The 16,472-nt window shown below is 70.8% G+C and carries 14 protein-coding genes; 13 read left to right on the top strand and 1 reads right to left on the bottom strand.

Annotation, left to right across the window (positions count from 1 at the left end; translation table 11 throughout):
- Positions 1 to 62: 62 nt before the first annotated feature.
- From H9651_RS04940 to pheT, 4 genes are read left to right on the top strand one after another with little or no spacing between them, the layout of a single operon-like run.
- Positions 63 to 719 carry an amino acid ABC transporter permease gene (locus tag H9651_RS04940; protein ID WP_191718010.1) on the top strand — a complete coding sequence of 219 codons (657 nt, stop codon included), beginning with the start codon at positions 63 to 65 and terminating at the stop codon, positions 717 to 719.
- Positions 716 to 1,642 (top strand): amino acid ABC transporter permease, encoded by a 927-nt coding sequence (locus H9651_RS04935; protein WP_191718009.1) that lies wholly within the window; start codon positions 716 to 718, stop codon positions 1,640 to 1,642. The genes H9651_RS04940 and H9651_RS04935 overlap by 4 nt, the downstream gene beginning before the upstream one ends.
- 42 nt (positions 1,643 to 1,684) lie before the next feature.
- Positions 1,685 to 2,725, top strand: coding sequence for a phenylalanine--tRNA ligase subunit alpha (gene pheS / locus H9651_RS04930; protein WP_191718008.1), 1,041 nt, complete (start codon positions 1,685 to 1,687; stop codon positions 2,723 to 2,725).
- The gene (gene pheT, locus H9651_RS04925; protein WP_191718007.1) at positions 2,725 to 5,235 is read left to right on the top strand and encodes a phenylalanine--tRNA ligase subunit beta; all 2,511 of its coding nucleotides are present in this window, start codon (positions 2,725 to 2,727) and stop codon (positions 5,233 to 5,235) included. Before pheS ends, pheT begins: the two co-directional genes overlap by 1 nt.
- Before the next feature lie 27 nt (positions 5,236 to 5,262).
- On the opposite strand, the gene H9651_RS04920 is transcribed toward pheT, so the two are convergent.
- Positions 5,263 to 6,387: an AAA family ATPase gene (locus tag H9651_RS04920; RefSeq protein WP_191718006.1), complete on the bottom strand. Its 1,125-nt coding sequence runs from the start codon at positions 6,385 to 6,387 to the stop codon at positions 5,263 to 5,265.
- A gap of 98 nt (positions 6,388 to 6,485) precedes the next feature.
- Between H9651_RS04920 and H9651_RS04915 the strand changes: the two genes are divergently transcribed.
- The 9 genes from H9651_RS04915 to H9651_RS04875 all read left to right on the top strand — a co-directional run bounded on the left by H9651_RS04915 (position 6,486) and on the right by H9651_RS04875 (position 16,164).
- Positions 6,486 to 7,460, top strand: a complete 975-nt coding sequence (locus H9651_RS04915; protein ID WP_191718005.1) for an NAD-dependent epimerase/dehydratase family protein — start codon at positions 6,486 to 6,488, stop codon at positions 7,458 to 7,460.
- Between the two features lie 231 nt (positions 7,461 to 7,691).
- Positions 7,692 to 8,753 carry an N-acetyl-gamma-glutamyl-phosphate reductase gene (gene argC / locus H9651_RS04910; protein ID WP_191718004.1) on the top strand — a complete coding sequence of 354 codons (1,062 nt, stop codon included), beginning with the start codon at positions 7,692 to 7,694 and terminating at the stop codon, positions 8,751 to 8,753.
- A complete protein-coding gene (gene argJ / locus H9651_RS04905; RefSeq protein ID WP_191718003.1) occupies positions 8,750 to 9,907 on the top strand; it encodes a bifunctional glutamate N-acetyltransferase/amino-acid acetyltransferase ArgJ in 1,158 nt (385 codons plus the stop codon). Before argC ends, argJ begins: the two co-directional genes overlap by 4 nt.
- On the top strand, positions 9,904 to 10,803 hold the full coding sequence (gene argB, locus H9651_RS04900; RefSeq protein ID WP_191718002.1) for an acetylglutamate kinase: 900 nt from the start codon (positions 9,904 to 9,906) through the stop codon (positions 10,801 to 10,803). Before argJ ends, argB begins: the two co-directional genes overlap by 4 nt.
- Positions 10,800 to 12,032, top strand: coding sequence for an acetylornithine transaminase (locus H9651_RS04895; RefSeq protein WP_191718001.1), 1,233 nt, complete (start codon positions 10,800 to 10,802; stop codon positions 12,030 to 12,032). The genes argB and H9651_RS04895 overlap by 4 nt, the downstream gene beginning before the upstream one ends.
- Positions 12,029 to 12,952 (top strand): ornithine carbamoyltransferase, encoded by a 924-nt coding sequence (argF, locus tag H9651_RS04890; protein WP_191718000.1) that lies wholly within the window; start codon positions 12,029 to 12,031, stop codon positions 12,950 to 12,952. Before H9651_RS04895 ends, argF begins: the two co-directional genes overlap by 4 nt.
- The gene (locus tag H9651_RS04885) at positions 12,931 to 14,028 is read left to right on the top strand and encodes a heparan-alpha-glucosaminide N-acetyltransferase domain-containing protein (protein WP_318244764.1); all 1,098 of its coding nucleotides are present in this window, start codon (positions 12,931 to 12,933) and stop codon (positions 14,026 to 14,028) included. Before argF ends, H9651_RS04885 begins: the two co-directional genes overlap by 22 nt.
- A gap of 9 nt (positions 14,029 to 14,037) precedes the next feature.
- Positions 14,038 to 15,471: an argininosuccinate lyase gene (argH, locus tag H9651_RS04880; RefSeq protein ID WP_191717999.1), complete on the top strand. Its 1,434-nt coding sequence runs from the start codon at positions 14,038 to 14,040 to the stop codon at positions 15,469 to 15,471.
- Positions 15,472 to 15,519: 48 nt separating this feature from the next.
- Entirely contained in the window at positions 15,520 to 16,164 is a 645-nt protein-coding gene (locus tag H9651_RS04875) for a SatD family protein (RefSeq protein ID WP_191717998.1), read from the top strand.
- Positions 16,165 to 16,472: the final 308 nt, after the last annotated feature.

Raw genomic sequence — 16,472 nt, 5'->3', positions numbered from 1 at the left:
CGCCCCCCCCCCCCCCCCCCCCCCCCCCGACCCTCCCTCTGATCCGACCGAGAGAAGAACGCATGGGCGTCATCACCGACAACCCCGACGTGTGGGGCGAAGCCCTGCTGGGCACTCTCATCCTGTTCTTCGGTGGCGGGGTGGTCGCCCTCGTGGTGGGCATCGTCGTGGGCGCCATGCGCGTGTCGCCCATTCCGGTGGCCCGTGCCGTCGGCACGATCTACGTCAACACGATCCGCAACACCCCGCTGACGCTGGTGTTCTTCGCGTTCGCGTTCGCGCTGCCGCCGCTGCTCGAACTGCGACTCACCTCCGATGTCTCCCTCACCCTCGCCATCAGCGCGCTGGGTCTGTACACCGCCACCTATGTGGCAGAGACCATCCGATCGGGCATCAACACGGTGCCCGTCGGGCAGGCCGAGGCCGCGCGTGCGATGGGGCTGACGTTCGGGCAGGTGATGGGGCTGGTGGTGATGCCGCAGGCATTCCGCTCGGTCATCCCGCCGATGATGAGCGTGTTCATCGCACTGCTGAAGAACACCACGGTCGCCGCCGGGTTCTCGGTGGTCAACCTCGGTTCGGCCCGCAACTACCTCAGTGAGCGTGGCGAGAACCAGTTCCTCGTCATCGTCTGGGTGATGGTCATCTTCGTGGCGCTGGTGCTGCTGCTGTCGTGGCTGCAGCGAACGCTCGAGAACCGATGGAGGGTCGCCCGATGAGCTCGGTCCTGTACGACGTGCCGGGTCCCCGGGCGATCATCCGCAACCGCATCCTCGGCGTCATCACCGTGCTGCTGGTGGCCGCGGTGCTCGGCCTGCTGATCTGGCGACTCATCGACACGGGGCAGTTCTCCGCCCGCAAATGGCAGGCGTTCACCTACACGAACGTGTGGCTCAACATCGGTGAAGCCACGCTGAACACCCTGGCGGCCTTCGCCGTCGCCGCCGTCGGCGCGCTCGCGCTCGGCTTCGTCCTGGCGATCGGTCGCCTGTCCGACCACGCCTGGGTGCGCATCCCGGCCGGCGCGATCGTCGAGGTGCTCCGCGCCGTCCCCGTGCTGATCTTCATGTTCCTGCTCTACTACGGGCTGCCCGTGCTCGGCATCCGCATGGATTCCTACTGGGCGGTCGTCATCGCCCTCATCGTCTACAACGGCTCGGTGCTCGCAGAGGTCATCCGTGCCGGTGTGCAGTCGTTGCCGCGGGGTCAGCAGGAAGCCGGGTACGCCATCGGCCTGCGCAAGGCGGGCGTCATGCGCCTGGTGCTGCTGCCGCAGGCGATCCGCGCGATGCTGCCGGTGATCATCGCCCAGCTCGTCGTGACGCTCAAGGACACCGCGCTCGGCTTCATCATCACCTACCCGGAGCTGCTGTTCTACGCGCGCTACCTGGGCTCGCAGTCGACCTACGGTTCGCCGATCGTCCCGATGACGATCATCGTCGGCGCCATCTACATCAGCCTCTGCCTGCTGCTGTCGCTGGTGGCGACGGTCGTCGAGAAGCGCCTGCGCCGCTCCGCGCGCACGCCCGGTGTCGCGGCGATGCACCATCCGGTGGGCGAGGTCACCGATACCCAGCTCATCGCTGTGCAGAATCGCGCCGACCGCACGCTCGACGGCAAGGCGGGCCCGCACGACGGGTGAACGCGGCGGGAGCCCAGCCGCGCGTCGGTAGACTCGTTCTTCGTGTCTGACTCTCTCGAGATCACCCCTGAAGCGGTGGATGCCGCGGTAGCCGCGGCCCTCGCCGCGATCGCCGCCGCCGCCACCACAGCCGAGCTGAAGGCGGCGCGTTCCGCGCACTCCGCCGAGGGCTCGCCGCTGGCCGCCCTCAACGCGCAGCTGCGTTCGGTGCCCAACGAGCGCAAGGCCGAGTTCGGCAAGCTCGTCGGCCAGGCGCGCGGCCGGGTGAACCAGGCCCTCACCGCCCGGGAGGCGGAGCTCGCCGCGGCCGAGACCGCCGCCCAGCTCGAGGCGGAGCGCCTGGACATCACGGCGCTCGCACAGCGCGCGCGCACCGGCGCGCGGCATCCGCTGACCCTGCTGCAGGAGCAGATCGCCGACCTGTTCGTCGGCATGGGGTGGGAGATCGCCGAGGGTCCCGAGCTCGAGCACGAGTGGTTCAACTTCGACGCGCTGAACTTCGACGTCGACCACCCGGCGCGTCAGATGCAGGACACGTTCTATGTCGACCCCGTGCAGCGCCACCTGGTGATGCGCACGCACACGAGCCCCGTGCAGGTGCGCAGCATGCTCGAGCGCGACCTGCCCATCTACATCCTCGCGCCCGGCCGGGTGTACCGCACCGATGAGTTCGATGCCACTCACCTGCCGGTGTTCAGCCAGTTCGAGGGCCTCATCGTCGACAAGGGCATCACGATGGCGCACCTGAAGGGCACGCTCGATCACGTCGCGCGCACCCTCTTCGGCGCCGAGGCGAAGACGCGCATGCGCGCCAACTACTTCCCCTTCACCGAGCCGTCGGCCGAATTCGACCTGTGGCACCCCACCTTCAAGGGCGGGGCGCGCTGGATCGAGTGGGGCGGGTGCGGCATGGTCAACCCCAACGTGCTGCGCGCGGCCGGCATCGACCCGGAGGTCTACTCGGGCTTCGCGTTCGGGATGGGATTCGAGCGGACCCTGATGTTCCGCAGCGATGTGCAGGACATGCGCGACATGGCCGAGGGCGATGTCCGCTTCAGCGAGCAGTTTGGAATGGTGGTCTGATGCGCGTTCCGCTGTCGTGGTTGCGTGAATACGTCGACGTCCCGGTGGATGCCGCGCCCGAGGACGTCCTGGCGGCGCTGGTGTCGGTCGGCTTCGAAGAGGAGGACGTGCACGGCTTCGACCTGCAGGGCCCGATCGTCGTGGGCCAGGTCGTCGAGTTCGTCGAGGAGCCGCAGTCCAACGGCAAGACGATCCGCTGGTGCCAGGTCGATGTCGGCGAGGACAACGGCGGAGTGCGCGGCATCGTGTGCGGTGCCCGCAACTTCTTCGCCGGCGACAAGGTCGTGGTGACCCTTCCCGGCGCCGTGCTGCCCGGACCCTTCCCGATCGCCGCCCGCAAGACCTACGGCCACGTCTCGGACGGCATGATCGCCTCCGCGAAGGAGCTGGGCCTGGGCGACGAGCACAACGGCATCCTGCGCCTGGTGGAGCTCGGGCTCGACCCCGAGGTCGGGACGGATGCCATCGCGCTGCTGGGCCTCGACGACGTCGCCGTCGAGATCAACGTCACCCCGGATCGCGGTTACGCGCTGTCGATCCGCGGTGTCGCCCGCGAGTACGCGCACGCCACCGGTGCGCACTTCCGCGACCCGGGGGAGCGCGAGTGGGGCGAGCTGCAGCAGCCCGTCGAGGGCTTCGCCGTCGCCGTGGACGACCAGGCGCCCATCCGCGGGCGCGTGGGAGCGAGCGAGTTCGTCGTGCGCATCGTGCGCGACGTCGACCCCACCAAGCCGACGCCCCCGTGGATGGTCGCGCGGCTCACGCTCGCCGGCATCCGCTCGCTCGGCATCCTCATCGACATCACCAACTACGTGATGCTCGAGCTCGGCAACCCGATCCACGGCTACGACCTCGATCGCCTGACCGGGGGCATCACGGTGCGCCGTGCGCACGAGGGCGAGAAGCTCACGACCCTCGACGGCAAGGAGCGCGCGCTCAGCGCCGAGGATCTGCTCATCACCGATGAGTCCGGACCCATCGGCCTGGCCGGCGTCATGGGCGGCGGCACCACCGAGATGACCGACGCGACCCGCAACGTGCTCATCGAGGCGGCCGTGTTCGACACCGTCTCGATCGCCCGCACCGCCCGGCGGCACAAGCTGCCGTCGGAAGCCTCCAAACGCTTCGAGCGCGGCGTCGATCCGCTCATCCCCTTCATCGCCGCCCGGCGCGTAGCCGACCTCATGGTCGAGTACGCCGGCGGGACGCTGGACACCGCCGTCGGAGGCGCGCTGTTCGCCGACGTGCACATCGCGGGAATCGACCTGCCGAAGGCGTTCGTGCCCGGGCTCATCGGCGTGGACTACAGCGATGCCGAGGTCGTCGGCGCGCTGGAGACCATCGGGTGCGAGGTCACCGAGGTGGCCGACGCGTGGGTCGTCATCCCGCCGTCGTGGCGCCCGGACCTCACCGACAAATGGACCCTCGCTGAGGAGGTCGCCCGCATCCACGGGTACGACCGCATCCCCTCGGTGCTGCCGGTGCCGCCGTCGGGGCGGGGGCTCACTCCCGCGCAGGCGGGGCGTCGCCGGGTGGCGAATGCGCTGGCCGCCGCCGGATACACCGAGACCCCGTCGTTCCCCTTCACCACGGCGGAGCAGAACGACCTGCACGCCTCGGCGTCGGGTGAGCACCTGCCGAGCGTGAAGCTCGCCAACCCGCTCGACGGGCAGGCGCCGTTCCTGCGCCGTTCGCTGGTGCCGGGTCTGCTGCAGGTGGCGCACCGCAACCTCGCGCGCGGCTTCGGCGACCTCGCCCTGTTCGAGACCGGCGCGGTCTTCCTGCCCGAGCCGGGCGTCGTCTACGGCACCGACCACGTGCCGCCGCTGGCGGTTCGGCCCGATGCCGCGACGCTCGCCGCGCTCGACGCGTCGATCCCGCCGCAGCGGCGTCATGTCGCCGTGCTGCTGACCGGCCACCGCGTCGCGAAGCAGCCCGGCCAGCCGGCGGAGGCGTACGACCTCGGTGACGCGCTCGATGCCGTGCGCACGATCGCGGTCGCCGCGGGTGTCGAGATCTCCGTCGCCCAGGCCGAGCGGGCCGCCCTGCACCCCGGACGCACCGGCGTGCTGACCGTCGGCGATGTCGAGGTCGGCTACGTCGGCGAGGTGCTGCCGGCGGTGTCGGCCGACGCCGATCTGCCCGGGCGCGTCATCGTCGCGGAACTGGACCTCGACCGCGTGCTGTCGCTGGCGGGCGACCGCGTGGTGGCGGCATCCCTGTCGGGATACCCCGCTGCGACGCAGGACGTTTCACTCGTCGTGCCGCGGGAGACACCGGCATCGGCCGTGCGCGCTGCGCTCGTGGCGGGCGCGGGGGAGCTGCTGGAGTCGCTGCGCCTGGTCGACGACTACCGCGGCCCGGGCGTGCCCGATGACGCGAAGAGCCTCACGTTCGCGCTGCGCTTCCGCGCCCCCGACCGCACGCTGACCGCCGCCGAGGCGACCGAGGCGAAGCTCGCCGGTGTCGCCGTGGCCGCCGCCCGCCTGGGAGCCGCCATCCGCGAGTGAGCCCGCCACGCCCACGGAGGGGATTGCTCAGCGCGAGCCCCAGTTCCACCGCGGGGCGTCGAGGAAGCCCTGGCCGGCGACGACCGTGCCGTCGGGGGTGCGCTGCAGCTCGATGTGTGCGGCACCCGGGAGGCCGGCGGCCAGCTGCGGGGCGTGGGTCACCACGAGCAGCTGGGTGCGCTCGGATGCCGCGGCGATGAGTGCCCCCAACGGCTCGAGCAGTTCGACGTGCAGGCTCGCCTCGGGCTCGTTGAGCACGATGAGCGGGGCGGGACGGGCGGGCAGCAGTGCCGCGCACAGCAACAGGTAGCGCAGCGTCCCGTCGGAGAGCTCGCCCGCCTGCAGCGGACGCAGCAGGCCGGGCAGATGCAGGGCGAGTGAGAACCGGCCGTCGCTGCCGGTCACCTGCACGCGGGCGCCGGGGAACGCGGCATCCACCGCACGATCCAGCGCATCGCCGTGCCCGGCATCGTGGATCGTCGCCCACACGGCCGCGAGATCCTCACCGCCGTGGCCGAGGGTGTGCGAACGCGTCCCCACCTGAGGGCGGCGGGCGGGGGCGTCGGCGTCGACGCGGAAGTGGTCGTAGAAGCGCCAGCCGCCCAGCATGCGCCGCAGGGTCAGCAGCTCGGGAGCGGTATCGCCGTCGGCGAGGTCGGTCACGATGCTCTCGAACGGGGCGAGCTGCTGATGCAGGGTGGTCCAGGATCCGTCGCGCACCCGGGTCGCCCCGCGCAGCCGGTCGATCAACAGCGTGGCGGGCTTGGCCACCGGACCGGCGAAGACCTGCTCGCGCTTGATCTCCGGGTCGCGGGCGAAGACATTCGACTGGTCGGACTGGGGGATGCCGAGATCGACGAGGTAGCCCAGCTCGTCGCCGGCGAAACCCAGTTGCACGGCGACCGGGCCACGGCGCAGCATGCCTTCCCCGCCGCCGTTCTCGGGCCCCGCCCACAGCACGGAGGGCAGCCCGCCCTCGCGGGCGACGGCGGAGACGAGCGAGCCTCTCGCGGTCGACGCCAGCAGGCGCAGCGCACGGTAGAGGTTCGACTTGCCCGAGCCGTTGGCGCCGGTGACGACGGTGAGGGGCGCGAGCGGCACGACCACGTCGCGCAGCGACCGGTAGCCGGATACGGCGAGTGTCGTGAGCATCACACGATCCTGACACGCACCCCCGACGCCGCTCGCGAGTGACTGCTCGTCCGCTCGAGGGCGTCGCATTCGAAGCGGGACTCTGCTGGAATCGACCCATGGTGGATGTACTGATTCTGGGAGGAACGGGCTGGCTGGGTTCCCGGGTGGCGGAGCGCTGGCTCGACCGCGGGGCGCGCGTGACGTGCCTGGCGCGCGGGCATCGTCCTGCTCCCGACGGTGCGCACCTCGTGGCGGCGGACCGCACGGCGCCGGGAGCGTACGACGCCGTGGCCGATCGGGAGTGGGATGAGGTGGTGGATGTGTCCTCGGATGCCGCGAGCGTGGCATCCGCCGTCGCCGCGCTCGCCGCACATACCCGGCACTGGACCTATGTCTCGACGATCTCCGTGTATGCCGACGTGGACGGCGCAGGCGATGACGAGTCGGCGCCCGTGCGGGGCCCCGGCGCCGACGGGGAGTCGGATTACGCCCAGGAGAAGGCCGCCGCGGAGGCGCTCGTGCGCACGGCGATCGGGCATCGCGGGGCGGTCGTGCGACCGGGCCTCATCGCCGGGCCGGGAGATCCCACCGACCGCTTCGGCTACTGGGTGTCACGGTTCGCGCTCGCCGGGGAGGATCCGGTGCTGGTACCCGACACGACGGACAAGGGCGTCGCGGTGATCGACGTCGACGACCTCGCGGACTTCATCGTCGCGCTCGGAGACGCCCGGTGGACCGGTGTCGTCAACGCGGTGGGTGATCCGCACACGCTCGACGAGGTCCTGACGCAGGCGCGGGAGGTCGCGGGGCACACCGGCGATGTCGTCACCGCCTCGGACCAGTGGCTGGCGGAGCAGTCGGTCGCGCACTGGGCGGGACCTCGCTCGCTGCCGCTGAGCCTGCCACCGCAGCATCGCGGCGTGTGGTCCCGCTCGAACACGGCATACAAGATCCTGGGCGGGCGCCTGCGTCCGCTGCGGGCGACTCTCGAGCGCACGCTGGATGCCGAGCGCAAGGCGGGTCTGGATCGCGACCGTGTCGCCGGCATGACGCGCGAGGAGGAGATCTCGCTCCTGTCCGCCATCGAGTGAGCCGTCGACGGGCACCGGCGCGGGGCCCGGTTTGCGGGGGGACGGGGCGGCGGGATATCGTCGCGGCATGCCTTCGGCTGTGTGTGCACCTGCGACGCTCGTCTCGAGCGCCGTCGCTGCGCGCCGCCGCCCGGGCGGGCGCCGACTCTAGGCGACCCCGCGTGCGATCGTCGTGGTCGCTGCCGGTGTCGCCGTCTCCGGCCCCGTATCCCCGCTGATTAAGGTGTATTCATGACCTATTCGGTCGCCGTCTCCGGCGCATCCGGCTATGCGGGCGGCGAGATCCTCCGTCTGCTCGCCACCCATCCCGACATCGACATCCGCACCGTCACGGCGCACTCCAACGCCGGGCAGCCCCTCATCGACCACCAGCCGCACCTGCGTTCGCTCGCCCACCTGCAGCTGCAGGAGACCACCCCCGAGGTGCTCGCCGGCCACGACATCGTCTTCCTCGCCCTGCCCCACGGCCAGTCGGCGCAGTACACCGATGCGCTCGCCGACACCCCGCTCGTGATCGATGCGGGTGCCGACCACCGGCTCACGTCCGCTGCGGCGTGGGAGCAGTTCTACGGCGGTGCGTTCGCCGAGCCCTGGGCGTACGGCGTGCCCGAACTGCCCGTGGCGGGCGGAAAGCAGCGCGGGCGCCTGGTCGGTGCCTCGCGCATCGCCGCCCCGGGATGCAACGCCTCCACCGTGAGCCTCAGCCTCGCCCCGGGCGTCGCCGCCGGCGTCATCGACGCGGGCGACATCGTCTCCGTGCTCGCCGTCGGACCTTCGGGCGCCGGCAAGAGCCTCAAGCCGAACCTCCTCGCGGCCGAAGTCCTCGGCACCGCCAACCCGTATGCCGTGGGCGGCACCCACCGGCACATCCCCGAGATCCGCCAGGCGCTCGCCGCGGCAGGCGGCGCGACCGGCATCGACCCCGACGGCATCCGCATCTCGTTCACGCCCGTGATCGTGCCGATGTCGCGCGGCATCCTCGCCACGACCTCCGCCCCCATCGCCCCCGGAGCCACGGATGCCGACATCCGCCGCGCCTGGGACGACGCCTACCGCGACGAGCCGTTCGTGCAACTGCTGCCGGCGGGCCGCTTCCCGCGCACCGCCGATGTGCTGGGTGCCAACACCGCCCTCCTCGGACTTGCCATCGACCGCGCCGCGAACCGCGTCGTCGTCGTCGCCGCGGTCGACAACCTGGTCAAAGGCACCGCGGGTGCCGCGATCCAATCGATGAACATCGCCCTCGGCCTCTCCGAGACCACGGGCCTGAGCGTGAACGGAGTGGCACCGTGAGCGTCACGTCAGCATTGGGATTCGACGCGGCGGGAGTCGCCGTGGGACTGAAATCCACCGGCCACCCTGACGTCGCCGTCGTGGTCAACCGCGGTCCGCTGAAGGTCGGCGCCGCCGTGTTCACGGGCAACCGGGCCAAGGCCAACCCCATCATCTGGTCCCAGCAGGCCATCGCCGACGGTGTCGTCGAGGCTGTGGTGCTCAACTCCGGCGGCGCGAACTGCTTCACCGGCGCGTTCGGGTTCCAGACCACCCACCAGACCGCCGAGAAGACGGCGGAGCTGCTGGGCGTGAGCCCCGGTGACATCCTGGTGTGCTCCACCGGCCTCATCGGCACCGGCGACGAGGTGTTCCGCGCCAAGGTGCTCGACGGGGTGGAGAAGGGTGTCGCGGCGCTGAGCCCCGAGGGCGGCGACGACGCCGCCGAGGCGATCATGACCACCGATTCGCGCCCGAAGCGCAGCGAATTCCGCGGCGACGGCTGGACGATCGGCGGCATGGCCAAGGGCGCCGGCATGCTCGCGCCAGGACTGGCGACCATGCTCGTCGTCCTCACCACCGATGCCGTGCTCGACGCCGCGCAGGCCGACGCGCACCTGCGCGCCGCCACGGGCGTGAGCTTCGACCGGCTCGATTCCGACGGCTGCATGTCGACCAACGACCAGGTGACGCTCATGGTCAGCGGCGCCAGTGACGTCGTGCCCGACCCTCACGCGTTCCGCAACGCGCTGATCGCGGTGTGCGCCGATCTCGCCCGCCAGCTGCAGGGCGATGCCGAGGGCGCGAGCCACGACATCACCATCCAGGTGACGGGCGCCGCCTCCGAGGCCGACGCCGTGACGGTGGGGCGCTCGGTCGCCCGCAACAACCTGTTCAAGGCGGCGATCTTCGGCAACGACCCCAACTGGGGGCGCGTGCTGGCGGCGATCGGCACGACCGATGCCGCCTTCGACCCGTACGACGTGGACGTGTGGATGAACGGCGTGCGCGTGTGCACCGCCGGCGGCCCCGACCGCCCGCGCGAAGAAGTCGACCTCACCCCGCGGGCGACCCACGTGCTGATCGACCTCAAGGTGGGCGACGCGGCCGCCAGCATCCTCACCAACGACCTCACCCACGACTACGTGCACGAGAACAGCGCGTACGCCTCATGACCGACATCCAGCACACGACTCCCGAGCAGGCCGCCGTCAAGGCGGGCGTGCTCATCGAGTCGCTGCCGTGGCTCAAACGGTTCAACGACCAGATCATCGTGATCAAGTTCGGCGGCAACGCCATGGTCTCCGACGAACTGCAGAACGCGTTCGCCGAGGACATCGCCTACCTGCGGTTCGTGGGCGTCAAGCCCGTCGTCGTGCACGGCGGCGGCCCGCAGATCTCCCAGATGCTCGACCGCCTGTCGATCCCGAGCGAGTTCAAGGGCGGCTACCGCGTCACCTCCACCGAGGCGATCTCGGTGGTGCGCATGGTGCTCACCGGTCAGATCAACCCGCAGCTGGTCAGTCGCATCAACGCGCACGGGCCGTTCGCGAGCGGCCTGTCGGGGGAGGATGCCGGGCTCTTCGGCGGCCGGCGTCGTGGCGTGCACATCGACGGCGTCGAGCACGATCTCGGCAACGTCGGCGACGTCGTCGAGGTCGACCCGCAGCCGGTCATCGATCAGCTCGCAGCCGGGCGCATCCCGGTGGTCTCCAGCATCGCGCCCGACCTCGACAACCCCGGCCAGTCGCTCAACGTCAACGCCGATGCCGCGGCGGCAGCACTGGCCGTGGCCCTCGGCGCGACGAAGCTCATCGTCCTCACCGACGTGCCGGGGCTCTACGCCGACTGGCCCGACCGCGACTCGCTCGTCTCGCACCTGACGTCGACGGATCTGCGCGCCATGCTGCCGCGCCTGGAATCGGGCATGATCCCCAAGATGCAGGCGTGCCTCGACGCGGTCGACGGCGGCGTCGACACCGCGGCGATCATCGACGGCCGCCAGCCGCACTCGCTGCTGGTGGAGATCTTCACGGAACAGGGCATCGGCACGGAGGTGGTGGCGGGATGACCGCGCACAAGTGGCAGGAAGACGTACAGCGGGATCTGGTGCGCAACGCCGGCGACCGCGCGGCACTGTTCGTGCGGGGCGAGGGCGCGACGCTGTGGGATGCCGATGGCAAGCGTTACCTCGACTTCCTCGCCGGCATCGCGGTGAACTCCCTCGGACACGCCCACCCGGCTTTCGTCGAGGCCGTCGCCACGCAGGCGGCGACGCTCGCGCACGTGTCGAACCTCTACGCGACGCCGTGGCAGCTGGAGTTGGCGGCGCGGCTGAAGCGGCTGGCCGGCACCGGGGAGACCGGCAGGGTGTACTTCGGCAACTCCGGCGCCGAAGCCAACGAGGCGGCCTTCAAGCTGGCGCGCCTGCACGGCGGCGCCGACCGGCCCCGCATCCTGACGCTCAAAGACGCCTTCCACGGGCGCACGATGGGCACCCTCGCCCTCACCGGCAAGCCCTACATGCAGGAGCCTTTCCTGCCGATGGTGCCGGGCGTCGAAGCGATCGACTCCACGATCGAGGCGCTCGAAGCCGCACTGGACGACCGTGTCGCGGCGCTGTTCGTCGAACCCATCAAGGGTGAGGCGGGCGTGGTCGAACTGCCCGAGGGGTACCTCGCTGCCGCCCGCGAGCTCACCGCCCGTCACGGGGCGCTGCTCATCGTCGACGAGATCCAGACCGGCGCCGGGCGCACCGGCGCGTGGTTCGCGTTCCAGCACACCGGCATCACCCCCGACGCGATCACGGTCGCCAAGGGCATCGGCGGGGGGTTCCCGATCGGCGCGCTCATCACCTACGGCGCGGCCAGCGACCTGTTCTACCCCGGCACGCACGGCTCCACCTTCGGCGGCAACGCCCTGGGGACCGCCGTCGCCTCGGCCGTCCTCGCCGAGATCGAGAGCGCCGACCTCGTCGGCAACGCGGCCGTTCGCGGCCCGCAGATCCGCGAGACCGTCGCCGCCATCGGTTCGCCGCTGGTGGAGGGATGCCGCGGGCAGGGGCTGCTCATCGGCGTCGCGCTGCGGCATCCCGTCGCCGGTGCCGTCGTCGCCGCCGCGCACGAGCACGGCCTCATCGTCAACGCCGCCAACGACGCCACGGTGCGTCTCGCGCCGCCGCTGACGATCGGCGATGTCGAGATCGACGAATTCGCCGAGCTGTTCGCTCGTGCGCTGTCCACCGTCGAGCAGGCTCTCCTGCTCGACGCCCCTTCCCACACCGAGGAGGCATCAGCGTGACCCGTCACCTGCTGCGCGATGACGACCTGACCGCCGCCGAACAGGCCGAGATCCTCGACCTCGCGGTGTCGCTGAAGAAGGACCGCTGGAAGCTGAAGCCCCTCGAGGGCCCGCAGACGGTCGCGGTGATCTTCGACAAGTCCTCCACCCGCACCCGCGTCTCGTTCGCCGTCGGCATCGCCGACCTCGGCGGCTCGCCGCTGGTGATCACCACCGCCAGCAGCCAGCTGGGAGGCAAGGAGACCCCCGCCGACACCGCGCGCGTGCTCGAGCGCCAGGTCGCGGCGATCGTGTGGCGCACCTACGCGCAGGCCGGGCTCGAAGAGATGGCGGCCGGCACCCGGGTGCCGGTGGTCAACGCCCTGAGCGACGACTTCCACCCGTGCCAGCTGCTGGCCGACCTGCTCACCATCCGGGAGCACAAGGGCGACCTCGCCGGCCTCACCCTCACGTTCTTCGGCGACGGCTGCAGCAACATGGGTCACTCGTACGCGCTGGCCGGCGTCACCGCCGGCATGCACGTGCGCATCGCCTCGCCCGCCGCATACGCGCCGCGCGAAGACGTCGTCGCCGACGCGCAGCGCCGCGCCGCCGAGACCGGTGGCTCCCTCACGCTGTACACCGATCCGCTCGAAGCCGCCGCCGGTGCCGACGTGATCGTCACCGACACGTGGGTGTCGATGGGCAAGGAGGAGGAGAAGGCCTCGCGCCTGCGCGACCTCGGCGCGTACAAGGTGACCGCCGAGACCATGGCGCTCGCCGACGACGGCGCGATCTTCATCCACTGCCTTCCCGCCGACCGCGGGTACGAAGTGGATGCCGAGGTCATCGACGGCCCGCAGAGTGTCGTGTGGGACGAGGCCGAGAACCGGCTGCACGCCCAGAAGGCGCTGCTGGTGTGGCTGCTGCGGCAGCAGTAGGAGGTCTGAACCGTCCCGGCCGGCTGGCCGGGATCGATCTGGCGCGCGGGCTTGCGATCGTCGGCATGCTCGCCGCGCACCTGCTCGCGGGTGTCCTCTGGAACTGGACCGATCCCGCCACCTGGACGGCGATCGCCGACGGCCGCTCGTCGATCCTGTTCGCCACTCTCGCGGGGGTGTCGATCGGGATCGTCACCGGGGGAGTGTCGCCGCTCACGGGCACCGCGATGCGCACCGCCCGCGGCCGCCTCGCGGTGCGCGCGGGAGTGCTCTACCTGATCGGCATCGTGCTCATCGCAACCGGCGTGCCGGTGTACGTGATCCTCCCGGCCTACGCCGTGCTTTTCCTCCTCGGCATCCCGTTCACCGGACTCGGTGCCCGCGCACTCCTCCTCACGGCGGCGGGTGTCGCGCTGACGATGCCGTTCGTGCAGGCGTGGCTCGACCGGATGCCGGTGTGGGCGACTCCCACCGGAGGCGATGTCGCGCTGCTGCTGGGCTGGCACTACCCGTTCCCGGTGTGGATCGCGTTCATCCTCGCCGGCATGGGGCTCGCCCGCGCGGACCTCGGCGAAACCGCGGTGCAGCTGCGGATGCTGGCCGCCGGCGCCGCCGGCGCCATCGTCGGGTACGGGCTCGATGCGGTCTCGGGGGCGAGCGAGGCCGCCGAGCGCACCTCGGTGTGGGGCGCGGTGTGGACCGCGCGGCCGCACTCCAGCGGCATCCTCGAAGTCGTCGGCTCAGGTGGCTTCGCGATCGCCGCGATCGCCGTCTGTCTGCTGCTGTGCCGCACCCCGCTCACCTGGGTGGTGCTGCCGCTGCGGGCTGCGGGCGCCATGCCGCTGACCGCCTACGTCGCGCAGCTGCTGGTCTGGGCGATCTGGGCCGCGGCCGCGCTCGGCACCACGGATGACCTCTTCGGCTTCCGCGCGCTCGCGCCGTTCTGGCCCATCACCCTCGGCATCCTGGGCGGCGCGACCGCCTGGGCGCTGCTGCTCGGGCGTGGTCCGCTGGAACGGCTGGTCGCCTGGCTGTGCCGGGTGCTCGTTCCCGGGCAGGCTGCCGACCCCCGCTAGGCTGGGCCGGTGAGCGGATCGAAGAGCGAAGGCACCAATGCGGGCGCACTGTGGGGCGGTCGATTCAGTTCGGGCCCCTCGCCGGAACTGGTGGCGCTGAGCCGGTCGACGCATTTCGACTGGGCGCTCGCGCTCTACGACTTGGCCGGTTCGCACGCCCACGCGAAGGCGCTCGCCGCCGCCGGGTACCTCACAGCGGATGAGGAAGCGCGCATGCATGCCGGGCTGGATGCCCTGGCCACCGCCGTGCAGGACGGCACGCTCGTCGCCTCCCCGACCGACGAAGACGTGCACGGCGCGCTCGAGACGGCGCTCATCGCCGAGGTCGGGCCTGAACTCGGTGGCAAACTGCGCGCCGGCCGCAGCCGCAACGACCAGATCGCGACATTGGTGCGGCTGTACCTGCTCGATCACGCCCGTCTCATCGCGCACGCACTGCTGCAGGTCATCGACGCCATCGTGGCGCAGGCCGAGGCTCATTCCGCGGCGATCATGCCGGGGCGCACGCACCTGCAGCACGCGCAGCCCATCCTGCTGGCCCACCATCTGCAGGCACATGCCTGGCCGCTCGTGCGCGACCTGGAACGGCTGCGCGACTGGACGGCGCGCGCGAGTGTGTCGCCTTACGGCGGTGGCGCCCTGGCCGGGGCGACGCTGGGGCTGGACCCGCAGCTCGTGGCCGACGAACTGGGTCTCGCGCGCCCTGCGGAGAATTCCCTGGACGGCACCGCCGCGCGCGACGTCGTGGCGGAGTTCGCGTTCATCACGGCGATGATCGGCGTCGACGTCTCGCGGTTCGCCGAGGACATCATCATCTGGAACACCCGCGAGTTCGGCTTCGTGACCCTCGACGACGGTTACTCGACGGGCTCGAGCATCATGCCGCAGAAGAAGAACCCCGACATCGCCGAGCTCGCCCGCGGCAAGGCGGGGCGGCTCATCGGCAACCTGTCGGGTCTGCTCGCGACGCTCAAGGGCCTTCCGCTGGCGTACAACCGCGACCTGCAGGAGGACAAGGAGCCGGTCTTCGACTCGGTGGACACCCTCGAGGTCGTGCTCCCCGCTTTCGCCGGCATGGTCGCCACGCTGCGGTTCCACACCGAGCGCATGGCTGAACTGGCGCCGCAGGGATTCTCGCTCGCCACCGACGTGGCGGATTGGCTCGTCAAGCGCGGGGTTCCGTTCCGCGATGCGCACGAGATCTCCGGCGCGCTGGTGCAGGCGTGCGAGCGGCGGGGTATCGAGCTGCATGAGGCGAGCGATCATCTGCTCGCCGAAGTCTCGAGCGAGCTGACCCCTCAGGTGCGCGAGGTGCTCTCGATCGAGGGTTCCGTCGCCAGTCGCGACGGGGCCGGCGGTACGGCTCCGGTGCGCGTGGCCGAGCAACGAGCCGAGATCGTCGCCCGTGCTCAGGCGGCGGCGCATGCCGTCGGGCTCCGCTGAATAAGCGCTGCACTGATATATATCTGAGATAAGGTTTATGCTTATCTCATGACCGCCGCGGTGATCGCAGATATCGTCGGATCCCGTCGCCTGCGCGACCGCGCAGCGGCGCAGCAGGCGTTGGATGCCGCGATCACCCGGGTCGAGACCGATGTCCCGCTCGCGGTGCGCCCGCTGCGGCCCATCGTCGGCGATGAGCTGCAGGGCGTGTATCCCTCGCTCGTCACCGCCTCGGCCGCGCTGCTGCTCGTGCGCCTCGCGCTGCCCGATGGCATCGAATGTCGATTCGGAGTGGGGATCGGCGAGCTGTCCGACGTGCCGTCGGCCGTCGTCGGCACGATCGCGGAGGGGCCGGCGTGGTGGGCTGCGCGTGAAGCCATCGATCTCGTGCACCGCAAGCAGAGTCGATCGCTGGTGCACGCCCGTACATGGGTGGCCGCCGCCCCGGGGACAGATGCACAGACACGGGATTGCGTGCGTCTGGCCAATGCCTCCTTCCTCGCCCGCGATCAGCTGGTGAGCACGATGGCCGAGCGCACACGGCGGCTCACCTACGGTCGGTGCCTCGGTCGCACCCAGCGGGAGCTCGCCGACGAGGAGGGCATCACGCAGTCCGCGGTCTCGCAGGCTCTCGCCGCCAGTGGGGGAGCGGTGCTCGTGGCAGGGCTGAAGGTGCTGCTGGCCGCGGAATGACGCGCGACACACCCGGGATCCGCACTCGATTTGCCGAGTCGCCAGGATCGACGTAATCTTTTATCTGTTGGCCCCACAGGGAACAGCGGAGAGGCCGAAGGCCCCGCACCCCTCAAGCGGCAACACTCCATCCCCCTCGATCTTCGGATCAGACATCTTCTGATGTGGATGGAACACCCACCTCATCTGCTGGTCGATTTGACAAGCGAGACGAGATGGGTAAGATAGAGAAGTTGCCCTGCGGGCGAGGCTGAGAGGCTGAGTAGCAGGAGCATCCGATCCTTGAGAACTCAACAGCGTGCACTTGT

Origin of the sequence: Microbacterium pullorum, from assembly GCF_014836535.1 — a bacterium.
GTDB lineage: Bacteria > Actinomycetota > Actinomycetes > Actinomycetales > Microbacteriaceae > Microbacterium > Microbacterium pullorum.
The sequence above is the reverse complement of the archived record's forward strand: the minus strand, read 5'-3'. Positions and strand labels throughout refer to the sequence as shown.